The organism is Pseudoalteromonas sp. NJ631, assembly GCF_000276645.1.
GTDB classification, from domain to species: Bacteria; Pseudomonadota; Gammaproteobacteria; order Enterobacterales; family Alteromonadaceae; genus Pseudoalteromonas; species Pseudoalteromonas piscicida.
In genome coordinates this window covers 1-13,448 of sequence record NZ_AKXJ01000002.1, presented here as the reverse complement: position 1 = coordinate 13,448, position 13,448 = coordinate 1, and the positions used below count along the sequence as shown (strand labels likewise).

Below are 13,448 nucleotides of genomic sequence, written 5' to 3'. Positions count from 1 at the left end.
ACTCAGCATATTTCATTTTATTTAATAATGAGTATAAGTGAAAACCTACTTATAAACAGGTTTCTTTTGTAATTTCCTCTGCAGCGTTCTTCTGTGCATGTTAAGTTGCCGCGCGGTTTCAGAGATATTACCTTCATTTGCCTTTAAAACTTGCTGAATATGTTCCCACTCTAGTCGTTCTGGAGACATGACTTCTTCCACAATTTCTTGGCCTTTCTCTCCCAATAGCGTTTGTACTATCAAACTGGTACTTGCAGGTTTAGTTAAGTAGTCGTCAGCGCCCAATTTTATCGCCTCAACCGCAGTCGCAATGCTGGCATAACCCGTTAATAATACAATGCGAGCATTTGCATTGAGCTGCTTGATTTGTGTTATGAAGTTTATTGAGTTGGCCTCGCCAAGTTTCATATCCAATAATATGTAGCCGAAAACCTCTTGTTTACACGCCACCTGCATATCTTCAATGGAAGTAACATGTTCAACACTAAAACCTTGTTTTTCCAAGCGCCTTATTAATGTCTGCGCATAAGGCAGATCATCTTCAACAAGCAGTAACTTCATCACTCACCTTTGGTAGTTTAACTGTACATTTAGTGCCATAAGTAAGGTCGCTTTCAATCAGCAGATGTCCACCAAGCCGTTCAATTGTCGCATGACTCAGCAGTACCGCCATGCCAAGCCCTGATTCACTATTCACTACATTGTGCCCTAACTGCGCTAGCCTTTCTTCTGCAATTCCCTCACCTCTATCAAGTATGGTGATCACATGTTCAGTCGACTCTGAGGTAAATGTCACATCGATGTCAGTCTGTTTTGCTTGCTCATTTGCTCGCACACCGTTACTAATCAGATTTAAAATCGAAGGCATCAACATAGGATCATCGCACAGTGCCCCCTGAACATTCGTGATATCGAATCTAAAATGCTGCTGTGGAAATTGTAAATTCGTTAATTCTTTTAACTGCTCTGCAAGACGCTCTACAGTTATCATTTGTTTAGACGCTGACTTTAAATACTCAGTAAATTCTCTAAAGACATTAAGCTGCTCCTTACATTTCCCAAGCGGTTCTGACATTTCTTGAACACATGCCTCTTTTGGATACGACTCCTCGAGCTCTTCGTGTAATAGCGCCAAATGTGCGATTGGCGTGGCGAGTTGATGGGTAGCTTGTGCAGCCGCACTACCTAGTGCAATTAATTGCTCTTGCTGAAGTTGCTGCTCTCGTAGCATAGCAATTGCCCTTTCTTTTTTTCGATTTTGCTTTACCAATATGCTCACCACAGTAACAACAACTATGATAGTGAAAGTAAAGTTTACTAACATCCCGAGCAAGTGAGTGCTCATGTCCATGTGGTGGACATGTTCATGAGACATTTTTATATAAAGATAAAGATAAGCGCCAATCGCCCCAGCCGACACCATCAACATATTGATAGTTGGGATCGTTACTGCTGCAATAACCGTTGGCAGTACCAACAAGGACACGAAAGCATTGGTTGCTCCGCCGGTCAGGTCCAACAAAATAGTAAGAAACAAAATATCCGCCAACAATTGCATTGTCATGCCAATAGGCGCTGCTTCTTTTGTGTTACGGTAGGCGTATATACTTAACAGCTGAAATACCGACTCCGCAGCTACCACTGCAACTACCGAAACAAAATCAAATTGTTTACCAAAAACGACAGCCGCTATCGCTAGCATCACAATTTGGATAACGATTGCCACTGACCGCAACAGCAAAAGTTGGCCCAATGCAGAGTTCGGAGAAAACGCAATTTTCATGAAAATGTAAGAAGCTAAGCTAAGATAAAAGAATTATACCTAATCTAACAAAAATAGGTGTGATCGAGGTCAGTTATATCGCGTTAATACGAACCTCTGCTTCGCTTTTATGGCAATACTGTGAAGGATTTGGTATAAATAAAAAATTGGCCAACTGGTCGGATTAGATTAAGAGACACTATGGTTTATGCAAAAATTACGGGCTGGGGAAAGTGTATTCCACCAGCTAGCATCAGTAATGATGAAATTAGTACTATCGTTGACACAAATGATGAATGGATAAGTACGAGAACAGGTATCAAATCCAGACGCGTTAGCCATGTTAGCACTGCAGAGCTTGCAACAGTGGCCAGTCAACACGCTTTGGCATGTGCAGGGCTTGAAGGTAAAGATATCGATCTTGTGCTACTTGCCACCTGTACACCGTCAACTATGGTGGCAAATACAGCTTCTTTAGTACAAAAAAATATTGGCGCTGTTGGTGCTGCAGCATGTGATACCAATGCAGCCTGTTCAGGCTTTTTGTATGCATTACAAAATGCTACCGCACAGATCCAAGCCGGTATGATTAAAAGAGCCGTAGTTGTTGCAGCTGAGCGTATGACTTGGTATGTAAACTGGGCAAAGCGTGACAGCGCAGTATTATTTGGCGACGGTGCTGGTGCTGTCGTGCTTGAAGCAAGTGACGAACCAACCGGGTTATTAGGCACCAAAACTGGCTGTGATAGCACAGATAGAAGTATATTACACATTCCAAACTATGGTACTGATATGGACCGCTGTGCAAGCACCGGACCTTCTGACCTCTCTTTTGAGGGACGTGAAATCTTTAAGCGTGCTGTAAAAGGTATGAGTGAAGCATGTGATGATGTACTCAACCAAGCACAGCTATCACTAGAAGACATCGATGTACTTATCCCGCATCAAGCTAATCTTCGTATCATTCAAGCTATCCAAAATCGCTTGGAAATTGCAGATGATAAAGTCATGGTTAATATCGACAAGTATGGTAATACCTCAGCTGCAACAATTGCAATTGCACTGTGTGAAGCTGTCGAAAATGGTCTTATTAAGCCACACGCTAATATTATGTCGGCGGCATTTGGCGCAGGATTAACCTGGGCTGCCAGCTATTTGAAATGGGGAGAAAGAACGACCCCAATTGCGGTGTCGGATGCACGTTTACCTGATTGCGATAAAACAGGCCTTGAATTGATTGCACCAGCAGTGGCCGCAAGTCAAGCTCAATAAGTAACCTATTCTCTCTAGTTACTGAAACTTAGGGTTAATTGCTCGATTTTGCCCTTGGGTGGGTGGTAATATTGCAATATTATTATCGCTCATCCAAGGAGTTTACTGTGCTCAAAGCGCATACCGAGATCAGTCAATTAGAACCACAAGCAATTTGGAAGTTTTTTGACCAAATTTGTGCCATTCCCCATCCTTCAAAACACGAAGAAGCACTAGCAAGCTTTATTGTTGACTGGGCTAAAAGCAAAAATTTAGACGTACGTCGTGATGAAACTGGTAATGTGTTCATCAAAAAACCTGCGACAAGTGGCATGGAAAATCGTAAGCCCGTTGTATTGCAAGCGCACATTGATATGGTGCCACAAAAAAATGATGATACAGCACACGAGTTCGTTACTGATCCAATCAAGCCATATGTTGATAATGGCTGGGTAACTGCAACTGGCACGACGCTAGGTGCAGACAATGGTATCGGCATGGCCTCATGTTTAGCCGTTTTAGACGCTGACGATATCAAGCACGGTCCACTTGAAGTATTACTAACCGTTGATGAAGAAGCAGGTATGAGCGGCGCGTTTGGTTTGCAATCCGGCTGGTTAGACGGTGAAATCCTACTTAACACCGATTCAGAGCAAGAAGGCGAGATCTACATGGGTTGCGCAGGTGGTGTAGATGCATCCTTAACTCTACAACTCTCGCGAGAAGCGTTACCTAAACACCATAAAATCTTTGAGCTGTCTCTAAAAGGCTTACGCGGCGGACATTCTGGTGTCGACATTCACACAGGTCGCGCCAACGCCAATAAATTGCTCGCAAGATTCTTAAAGCATCATATCGCAGACTTTGACCTAAGACTTATCGAGATCAGAGGCGGCTCCCTGCGCAATGCAATTCCGCGCGAAGCATACGCAGTCATTAGTTTTAATGAAGCGAAAATAAGCGAGTTCCAAACGCTGATTGAAACTTATGAAACCATCATTAAGCAAGAGTTATGTGCCATAGAAACCGGGATCACATTTGCACTCAGCACTTCAACAAGCACCACATTGCCAATGAGCCAAGCTTCTAAAAGTAAAGTATTAGCGCTTCTCAATGCTTGCCCTAATGGTGTTGTACGCATGAGCGACGATATACCTGGTGTTGTTGAAACCTCACTTAATATGGGTGTAATTTCTACTACAGATAACAGTTTAGAAGTCCTATGTTTGATCCGTTCATTAATTGATTCTGGTCGCAGTGATGTCGAGGGTATGTTGTGTTCACTGGCTGAGCTGACAAAAGCTGACATTGAATTCAGTGGTGCTTATCCAGGCTGGAAACCTGATCCAAGCTCAGAAGTATTAGCTATTTTCCGTGATATGTATGAGTCAATCTACGGTGAAAAGCCACATATTATGGTTATTCATGCTGGTCTTGAATGTGGTTTGTTCAAAGAACCTTACCCGAATATGGATATGATTTCTTTTGGTCCAACCATCAAATTTCCACATTCTCCTGAGGAAAAAGTAGAAATTTCAAGCGTTGGCCTATATTGGCAGCAAATGAAAGGGATCTTAGAAAACATTCCTGAAAAGCAGTAAAACTAATCCCAAACTAATACCAATTTGACTTGATACTTACTCAATTTGAGAGATAAAATCTGACGCTAGCTGTGTTAAAGATTTATCTTTTAAAACAATTAAATAGCAAAACTTTTTCCGGGCTATCGACAAGATTTTCTTGCCTCAAAATAGACCTCGTAACTAAGTGAATTGGTATAATTACCGTGAAATCATGTTGTTAGATAAACAAAAAGCCCAGCTGACATAGCTGGGCTTTTTGTAGATTTCAAACTCTGCGATTAGCTAAACTTTTTCTCAAGATAACTAAACATAGTTCTAAGACCCAATGCTTCACCACCAACAGGTCTACCCGGTAATGCTCTTACGTTCCAAGCCATCACATCAAAATGTAGCCAAGGTGTCGTAGCTGGCTCAACAAATTCTTTTAGATACAGTGCCGCTGTTATTGAGCCACCAAACGGTGTCGAACCACAGTTAGCAATATCTGCGATATCGCTCTTGAACAGCGCCTTATATTGATCAAACAAAGGTAGTTGCCAGATAGGATCCGCATTACCCAGACCAATTTCCATTAGCTCAGAAGCAATCGCTTGATCTGTAGAATAAAAACCAGGAAGTTCAGTGCCAAGGGCAATGCGACACGCACCAGTCAAGGTTGCAAAATCTATCAATAGCTCCGGCGCTTCTGTTTGCGCTTCAGCCAATGCGTCACATAAAACCAAGCGTCCTTCGGCATCGGTATTGTCAATTTCAACCGTAATACCTTTACGTGTTTTGATCACATCACCTGGCCTAAAGGCATTGCGAGACACCGCATTTTCTACCGCAGGGATAAGTACGCGTAATCTAACAGGCAGCTTAGCCGCCATAATCATATTAGCCAACGCGATAACATGAGCCGCTCCGCCCATGTCTTTTTTCATATTACGCATTCCAGACGCTGGCTTTAAGTCCAGACCACCAGAGTCAAAACATACGCCTTTACCAACTAAAGTAAGTTTTGCGTGGTTTTCGTCACCCCAACGTAAATCAAGCAAACGCGGAGCATTGTCACTCGCACGGCCCACCATGTGGATCGTTGGGTAGTTTTGCTCTAACAACTCATCACCAATGATTTGTTCAAATGATGCGCCATATTGCTCAGAGAGTTCTTCCATTACTTCAGCCATGTGCTGAGGCATCATATCAGCAGCAGGTGTGTTAACAAGATCTCTTGCAAGATTAATAGACTCGACAGCCGCTTTTACTTTGGCATATACCTTTGCATCTTCGATAGCAAGCTTTGCGACAATCGCTGGCAATTCTTTATAAGCAGAAAATTGATACGCCCCCAGTAAAAACGCAATAGCGTGGCTTTCAACTTGCTCTGAAGCGATATCAATAAAATAAGTGCCTTTTGGTAATTGCTTTGCAAGATCGCCCAATAGCCAAAAATCATCGTCTTCAGCAATAACAATAACTCGCTCAACTTCTCCAGAATCAGCATTCGGAATAAGAATATTTTTTTGCGATTGAAGTTGTGCGGTTTTTACGAAAAGCTGCGTCGTACTTGACTGCTGCGCTTGCCATGACGCTAATTCTGCAGCGGAGAAGATAGAAATGGGTGTACCCATAGCAGAGTGAACGAGTAGGTTGTTCATGTAGGCCTCAAATTTATTATATTCGTACTTAGATTACCAAGGCTAAAAAGAAAATTCACTGTTCCTTGGTTTTTGTTGGCTTTTTTTTCAAATTGAATGAGCTAGGCAAAACATCCACGCCCACTAATTGACCAACCTTTACGATTATCGGAATGGTAATGGGGGCAAAAGGTAAAACTGCAAACACACCCAGTCCTAAACCTTTGAGAATATCCACTAGTTGAGCGTTTGCTGTTTTTAGCTCAGCCTTATGCGCTCGCCCCAAAGTATATCGCTTGTATATCTCAAGCATTTCTTTCGTTTCTTGTTTCTCTTGTTCTAGTGCGCATTTGAGCGCAATCATTGCTCTGCGCAATCTTATTTGCTGTCTGCGTTTACTGATCCGAGCAACGCGCATCGGTGCTTTATGGACAACTTTGATCAGTTTCATTAATAAACTCAAAGATAGTGTTGTCCAGAGTCTATCAAAATTTTTAGCACTTTAGCTATTAGCCATTGGTACAAATTACCTATTCTAGCGAGCAAAGTTATACGTAAAGTGTGCAAAACAATGGACTAGTACAAAATCAACCCTAATTACCACACAAAACTGTACAATAATCACCCACACAAAGACTAGCATCCAATACTGTTTAATTAATCTACAAAAACTGAATAATGAAACTTCAGTAAACTAGCCAAATTTTGTAACAACAAATTTTAAGCTGCTAGGTGTTTATCTAGAAAAGCAGTTAAAGTGCTCAAAAGTTCATTTTCAACAATAACTTATCATGCAAATTTTGTAATTCTTCTTAGCCTAAACAAAAAGTTATTAAGAAAGTTGCAGTTTCAGAAATCACTGCTAATTTTAAAAAAGCGCTTGCCAACACATAGCAAATTAAATTATATGTGTATTAAAGGTAAAAATATTATAAATGACCTTTTTTATTGGTATGACAACAACAATCAACTGGGGAAACAGGATGAAACTAAAAAGTAACACGCTGCGCCGTGCAATTCGCTTCGCGCTAGCTTCAGCAGCAACTACTTCACTTCTTACCACTACCGTAATGGCTGAAGAAGCCAATCAAACAAAAGCTAAAGCAGATGAAAAAGTCGAAAAAATCGCCGTTGTAGGTTCTCGAGCGGCGCCTCGCTCTGTGGGCGAGTCACCGGTACCTATCGACATCATCGGTGCAGAAGATATGTCAAAGGCGGCAGGTTCTGACATGCTCGAGTTACTGAAAGGATCGGTACCGTCTTTGAACGTACACGCGAATCCAATCAGTGATGCAGCAACGTTAGTAAGGCCAGCTAACTTACGCGGATTGCCTGCGGATAGTACGCTGATTTTGTTAAACGGTAAGCGTCGCCACCGTTCATCGGTGATTGCCTTTTTAGGTGGTGGTATTAACGACGGTGCACAGGGCCCTGATATTTCAGTGATCCCGAGTATTGCACTAAAACAAGTTGAAGTACTTCGTGATGGTGCAGCAGCACAGTACGGTTCAGATGCAATCGCAGGTGTAATGAACTTTGTACTTAAAGACGCAAGCGAAGGGGGTTCTTTCTCTATTCGTCAAGGCGAATACTACGAAGGTGACGGCGATACGACGGTGATTGAAGGTAACGTAGGTCTGCCATTTACGGATGATGGATTTGCTAACTTAAGCTTTCAGTACAAAGAAGCGGACGCGACTAGCCGCAGTGTTCAACGTCCTGATGCAGCAGCATACATTGGCGCCGGAGTTGAAGGCGTTGGTGACCCAGCACAAATTTGGGGTGCACCAGAAATCAAAGACGATATCAGTATCTTTGGTAACATTGGTGTAGACGTCACTGACAATGCTCGATTCTATATGTTTGGTAACTACTCTGAGCGAGACGTTAAAGGCGGATTCTATTATCGAAACCCTCAAACCCGTCCAGGTGTTTATTCTAACGATGGTGGCGAAACCTTACTCGTAGGCGATCTAGATGGCGTAGGTGTTGGCATTGAGTGTCCAGTCGTTAATCTAACGGATAAAAATGTAGCGAATATCCCGGCATATCAATTAATTGCGGCTGATACAGAGTTAGGTAGAAACTGTTTTGCCTTTAATGAAATTTTACCAGGCGGCTTTACTCCAAACTTTGGTGGTAACATCACTGATACCTCTCTAACTATTGGTGTTGAAGGGGAATTTAAAGATGGTTTCCTTGAAGGCGGTTTTTGGGATTTGAGTGGCTCGGTGGGCCGTAACGAATCACGTTATTTCATCACTAATACTGTGAATGCCTCTCTTGGCGCTGATACACCAATGGACTTCAGCCCTGGTAAATACATCCAACTGGAAAAGAATTTTAATTTCGATGTGTCGAAAGGCTACGATTTTGACCTAGCTTACGATGTAAACGTTGCAGCAGGTCTTGAGTGGCATGAAGAAACATTCGAAGTACTTTCAGGTGACGAAGCATCATTTATTGCAGGACCGCTGACTGAGCAAGGCTTTGGGATAGGTTCAAATGGTTTCCCTGGATTTAAACCTTCTGCAGCAGGAGAATATACTCGTCGTAACTATGCCGCTTATGTAGATATTGAAACACCATTTACTGAAGACTTTATGATGGGGTGGGCACTTCGTTACGAAGATTACGATTCATTTGGTTCGACTACAAACTTTAAGATCACAGGTCAATATCATGTTACCGAAGACTTCTCGGTTCGTGGCTCAATCAGTACCGGTTTCCGAGCACCAACGGTAGGTCAAGCTAACGTGTCTAACGTGCAGACAAACTTAAGTAGTGGTGTGCTTGTAGACTCAGCACTATTACCACCAACAAACCCTGTTTCAGAGCAGCTTGGTGGTACTGAGTTGACTCCTGAAGAGTCAGAAAGTTATACACTAGGTGCGGTATATCGCTCTGGCGACTTATTTATTACGTTAGATTACTACAACATTGAAGTAACTGACCGTCTAAGCCAGTCTGAAAAAATCGTTTTAAGTGATGCAGACAAAGCAGCCCTTAAAGCGGCGGGTGTTCCTAACGTTGATAACTTGGCGCAGGTGAGCTTCTTCACTAACGACTTCGATACCACGACTCAAGGTATCGACTTAGTTGGTAACTATTCTATGGATATGCTGGGTGGCTATGCCACATTCAGTGCAGCATACAACTGGAATGAAACTGAAGTAGACCGCTTCTCTGCTATCACAGGTGACTTCAAGGTATCTCGTTTAGAAAACGACTTACCGAAGCACAGAGGCACATTAACTTGGGCTCAGCAATGGGATAACTTCTCAGGCTTTGTTCGTATGAACTACTTTGGCGAATACCAAGGCGTTCACGTCGATTATGATGCAACAGCAAAAACAGCGGATGCGACAATCACATTTGATGCAGAGCTTACCTACTTTGCAACAGATTCAATCAGTCTGTCTGTTGGTGCAAATAATATCTTTGACCAAGATGCAGAAGAACTAGACTTCTTTGACGCTACAGGTATCCCAAATAACAACTGGGGTGGCAAATACTATGAAACTTCACCATATGGTATTAATGGTGGTTTCTACTATGTGAAAGCAACCTATACGTTCTAACTTTTACTGTAACCCAGAAACAAAGGCGAACTAGCATTAGCTATTTCGCCTTTTTATTTTTATCCTATATAGCAAAGCAGTTAATTTTGAATACAAACATGTTGTTATTAAAGCGAGCCAACGAATTATTAGCCGAAAACAAGCTTAGAGAAGCAGAGTTTATGTACAAGTCGGTACTTAAACAGTCACCTAACAACGGTCCTGCTCTATTTGGTTTAGGCCGCATTTGCATGCGTTTAGAGCAGTACGATAACGCAATCTACTATTTAAAAAGAGCATGCGAACATTTACCAAAAATGCTTGAGCCACTCTTCGCATTGGCCGATGCGTTTTTAGCCGTAGGTTCACCGGTTGACGCAAAAACCGTACTTGAATACACCTTAAGCGTGGCAAAACATAATGCCCAAGCCCATTACCAACTCGGTCAATTCTATTTGGACTATGGCTTTATTGAACAAGCTAAAAATGTCTTTAAAGCGGGGTTAGATTGTCCTCATAGTACAGTGACTGCATTTATGCTGTACGAACTGGTACAGATGTCCTCAGCCAAAGAATTACCTGCATACTTAGCGATTTTAGAAAAGTTGGAAAATGAGTTTGAATCACCGAGACTAAAAACTGTGGTTCACTATGCGCTTGCTAAGTGTCATGAACAATTAGGTAATTTTAATGCAGCTCAAGATAACTATGCTTTAGCGAATGATACACAGCTGCTGATGAGCGAGTTTCGTACTGTAGACATGCTGCCATTTTTTGAATCAATCAAGCTGCATTGTGGCAAAGCGTTTTTTGATAAACCTAGTGATAGGGTTAAGACAACATTTACGCCTGTTTTTATTGTTGGTTTGCCAAGAACTGGTTCGACTCTCCTAGAACAAATGCTAGTGCAACATTCACATGTTGGTACACTAGGCGAGAATACCGTGATCAGCGATAAAATTGTCCCTTACCTCAGTAAACGCAATAATGCAGAGTTCCCAGCTTGTTTAGACCAACTAAGTAACTCTATGTTAGACCATTGCCGTATACTCTATGTCGACGAGATAAAGCGGCATCGAGTGCCGGAAGAAGTGGTGATCAATAAACTTCCAGCTAATTTCCAAAATCTTGGGTTAATCCACAAACTTTTCCCTGAGGCACGAATTATTCATTTAACTCGTAACCTCAATGCTACAGCCTGGTCTGTCTATAGTAATCATTTCGCCGAAAGCGAGCCCTACTTTTGCTCCTTAAGTGAATTTGCCTTGTATGCGCAAGCGCAAAGCGACTTGATGTCACATTTTAATCAATTTATGAAAAGAGATATTTTTACGCTCAGTTACGAACAACTTATTGCAGAGCCTGAAAAGACTATTAAACAATGCTTAAGCTTTTTATATCAAAAATACGAGCCAGAATGCTTGGAGTTTCACAAATCTAAAAAGCCGGTACATACTCTAAGTAAGGCGCAGGTCAGAAAGCCAATCAGCACGCTGCCACTAGAAAAGTGGCAGCGCTATGAAGCGTTTATCGAGAAGATGATTGCTCAACCGCAAAGCGATCAAACCACGCCAGCAAATCTTTAAACTGATCATCACGTGCATGTTTATGGGTTAACATGTCTATGTGCCCATAATTGTGCCGATGGCCGTGCTTTTTTCCATAAATTCTGAGTTCTTGTATCCCCTTTCCCGATTCACGAATAAATGCTTGAATATCGACAGGTTGTGCCAGTGCTTTATCTTTAACGCCCGCAATGTGCAAGATTGGAGGTAACGTCATGTCTTGTAATACTGCGGCATAATTAAAACCGTCATCGGAGTCCACCCATGGGTGCTTCTGTGCCCAGTCAGCGCTTTGAGCATGTGATTTTAAAGACTCATCATCACTCCCCCAACCAAGTCTTTTCGCAGGTAAGTATCCATGCTTTTTCGAATAATAGTGCGCAACGTTAAACCACAGCAGGTTTGCTTTAAGTAATTTGCTCGGGTGATTGTTATGTAAACTACGTTTAGAGCCAAAATAGACACATGCATTAACATGCTGAATTTCTTCAGGAAAGCGTGCAAAAACACTATTCATCAATACACCTCCCCAAGAATGTCCAATCCAATATTGTGCTCTAGATCCGGTATATCGTTCGATAAAATTCAGCATTTCGGGGATTTCGTGCAAGATTGATTCAGTTTGGCCATAATCCGCTTCAGCGTCGATTTTAGGTATGCTCTCTCCTCGCCCACGAAGATCACCAACAAAACAGCGATAGCCGTGTTCAGCTAAAAAAGGCGCTAGCCCTTTATTGCTTTCAGTATAAAAAATTTTGCCATTTTCAACCGCACCATGCATAAAAAACACAACAGGGCCGCTACTACCCGGTTTCGCTATATATCTGAGGTGGAGTTTATGTCCATCTTCTATATCTACTAATAGTGATTTTTGTTCTATCATTTCTTTGTTTTTATTCTTTGAACACTAGCCTCATCGTACCAGTTGACTGATTGATAAGTAAACTTTTAAACTGGGCAAATAAAAGGTTGATATGCTTTTAAGATAAAGCCAGTATTCAAGACTTAAGCGTTCGATTAAAAGTGTTATAATCCTTTTTATTTATTCGAAGAATCCTGTGCACCCAAGAAACAAGCATAATTCAGGCTATGATCTAGACAAGCTCATGGCGATTGAACCAGCTTTAAAGAATTTTACTTACAACCGAGCTGATGGCATAAAAAGTATCGACTTCACTAATCCAGATGCCGTAAAACTGTTGAATAAAGCACTGCTTAAGTCAGACTACGATATACAAGTTTGGGATATCCCCGCACAGTTTTTATGCCCTCCAGTTCCGGGCAGAGCAGACTATATCCATGCGCTGAAAGATCTCTTAGATGAAAGTAACTTGCCCGATAAGGTGCAAGGCGTAGATATTGGCACTGGTGCCAATTTGATCTATCCCATCTTAGGATCAAGAGAGTATAACTGGCGCTTTGTTGCCTCTGATATCAATCCTCTTGCTGTGAAGTGTGCCAAAACCATCGCAGAACTAAATAGGTTGCCGGTAAAAGTGATGCAACAAAAGCAGCCTAATCACTTTTTTAAAACGATAATAAAAGCAAACCAGTTTTATCATTTTTCAATGTGTAACCCGCCCTTCCATGCCAGTGAAGCAGATGCAAACAAGGGCACGCAAAGAAAGTGGAAAAATCTTAACCGAGCACCACAAGCCTCGCTAAACTTTGGCGGCCAAGCTCAAGAGTTATGGTGTGAAGGTGGAGAAAAGCGCTTTATATTGGATATGATCTCTGAGAGCGTCACTTTCAAAGAGCAAGTTTATTGGTTTACTTCCCTTATCTCGAATAAAAACAACGTAAAACCACTTAAACAACAACTTAAACAGGTCGCTGCCGAGCAAGTGAAAGTGATCGAGATGGAACAAGGTAATAAGACAAGCCGTTTTATCGCCTGGAGTTTTTTCAAACCTTAGCGATGTGTATATGGTGGACGCGAGTTCACCTCGCGATGTGTTAATTGGCTTGCAAGGTTTTAAATCCCAAACAGAAAAAACCGTTGTATTGTTGAAACGGGTTTTGGAATACATGTTTGTTACTGAAACTTCATTGCAAACCATCGGCGGGTGAACCACCCCCTACGATGCAGTGTATATGGTAGTAGGAGC

10 protein-coding genes are annotated in these 13,448 nt (G+C 41.9%); 5 read left to right on the top strand and 5 right to left on the bottom strand.

Features of this window, described 5'->3' with window-relative positions:
* Positions 1 to 45: 45 nt before the first annotated feature.
* Both A587_RS0104590 and A587_RS0104585 read right to left on the bottom strand, forming a co-directional pair.
* The gene (locus tag A587_RS0104590) at positions 46 to 561 is read right to left on the bottom strand and encodes a response regulator transcription factor (RefSeq protein ID WP_017216596.1); all 516 of its coding nucleotides are present in this window, start codon (positions 559 to 561) and stop codon (positions 46 to 48) included.
* A complete protein-coding gene (locus A587_RS0104585; protein WP_232288016.1) occupies positions 542 to 1,726 on the bottom strand; it encodes a sensor histidine kinase in 1,185 nt (394 codons plus the stop codon). Before A587_RS0104585 ends, A587_RS0104590 begins: the two co-directional genes overlap by 20 nt.
* A gap of 237 nt (positions 1,727 to 1,963) precedes the next feature.
* Here A587_RS0104585 and A587_RS0104580 point away from each other — a divergent pair, with 237 nt between their 5' ends.
* The gene (locus tag A587_RS0104580) at positions 1,964 to 3,034 is read left to right on the top strand and encodes a ketoacyl-ACP synthase III (protein ID WP_017216594.1); all 1,071 of its coding nucleotides are present in this window, start codon (positions 1,964 to 1,966) and stop codon (positions 3,032 to 3,034) included.
* A gap of 107 nt (positions 3,035 to 3,141) precedes the next feature.
* Entirely contained in the window at positions 3,142 to 4,614 is a 1,473-nt protein-coding gene (locus tag A587_RS0104575) for an aminoacyl-histidine dipeptidase (RefSeq protein WP_017216593.1), read from the top strand.
* A gap of 260 nt (positions 4,615 to 4,874) precedes the next feature.
* Here A587_RS0104575 and A587_RS0104570 read toward each other — a convergent pair whose 3' ends face one another.
* The gene (locus A587_RS0104570) at positions 4,875 to 6,236 is read right to left on the bottom strand and encodes a leucyl aminopeptidase family protein (protein WP_010379231.1); all 1,362 of its coding nucleotides are present in this window, start codon (positions 6,234 to 6,236) and stop codon (positions 4,875 to 4,877) included.
* 55 nt (positions 6,237 to 6,291) lie between these two features.
* Positions 6,292 to 6,666, bottom strand: a complete 375-nt coding sequence (locus A587_RS0104565) for a hypothetical protein (RefSeq protein ID WP_010379229.1) — start codon at positions 6,664 to 6,666, stop codon at positions 6,292 to 6,294.
* Positions 6,667 to 7,198: 532 nt separating this feature from the next.
* Between A587_RS0104565 and A587_RS0104555 the strand changes: the two genes are divergently transcribed.
* Both A587_RS0104555 and A587_RS0104550 read left to right on the top strand, forming a co-directional pair.
* Positions 7,199 to 9,796 (top strand): TonB-dependent receptor plug domain-containing protein, encoded by a 2,598-nt coding sequence (locus tag A587_RS0104555; protein WP_017216591.1) that lies wholly within the window; start codon positions 7,199 to 7,201, stop codon positions 9,794 to 9,796.
* A gap of 98 nt (positions 9,797 to 9,894) precedes the next feature.
* The gene (locus A587_RS0104550) at positions 9,895 to 11,361 is read left to right on the top strand and encodes a tetratricopeptide repeat-containing sulfotransferase family protein (protein ID WP_017216590.1); all 1,467 of its coding nucleotides are present in this window, start codon (positions 9,895 to 9,897) and stop codon (positions 11,359 to 11,361) included.
* On the opposite strand, the gene A587_RS0104545 is transcribed toward A587_RS0104550, so the two are convergent.
* On the bottom strand, positions 11,303 to 12,223 hold the full coding sequence (locus tag A587_RS0104545) for an alpha/beta fold hydrolase (protein ID WP_017216589.1): 921 nt from the start codon (positions 12,221 to 12,223) through the stop codon (positions 11,303 to 11,305). The genes A587_RS0104550 and A587_RS0104545 overlap by 59 nt on opposite strands.
* 175 nt (positions 12,224 to 12,398) lie before the next feature.
* Here A587_RS0104545 and rlmF point away from each other — a divergent pair, with 175 nt between their 5' ends.
* Positions 12,399 to 13,256 carry a 23S rRNA (adenine(1618)-N(6))-methyltransferase RlmF gene (rlmF, locus tag A587_RS0104540; protein WP_017216588.1) on the top strand — a complete coding sequence of 286 codons (858 nt, stop codon included), beginning with the start codon at positions 12,399 to 12,401 and terminating at the stop codon, positions 13,254 to 13,256.
* The last annotated feature ends 192 nt before the right edge of the window (positions 13,257 to 13,448 follow it).

What these genes read in the sequence shown, in the direction of transcription:
- A587_RS0104555 (WP_017216591.1), top strand. Translation starts at nt 7,199, where the DNA reads ATGAAACTAAAAAGTAACACGCTGCGCCGTGCAATTCGCTTCGCGCTA.
- A587_RS0104550 (WP_017216590.1), top strand. Translation starts at nt 9,895, where the DNA reads ATGTTGTTATTAAAGCGAGCCAACGAATTATTAGCCGAAAACAAGCTT.
- A587_RS0104565 (WP_010379229.1), bottom strand. Translation starts at nt 6,666, where the DNA reads ATGAAACTGATCAAAGTTGTCCATAAAGCACCGATGCGCGTTGCTCGG.
- A587_RS0104580 (WP_017216594.1), top strand. Translation starts at nt 1,964, where the DNA reads ATGGTTTATGCAAAAATTACGGGCTGGGGAAAGTGTATTCCACCAGCT.
- A587_RS0104545 (WP_017216589.1), bottom strand. Translation starts at nt 12,223, where the DNA reads ATGATAGAACAAAAATCACTATTAGTAGATATAGAAGATGGACATAAA.
- A587_RS0104590 (WP_017216596.1), bottom strand. Translation starts at nt 561, where the DNA reads ATGAAGTTACTGCTTGTTGAAGATGATCTGCCTTATGCGCAGACATTA.
- A587_RS0104570 (WP_010379231.1), bottom strand. Translation starts at nt 6,236, where the DNA reads ATGAACAACCTACTCGTTCACTCTGCTATGGGTACACCCATTTCTATC.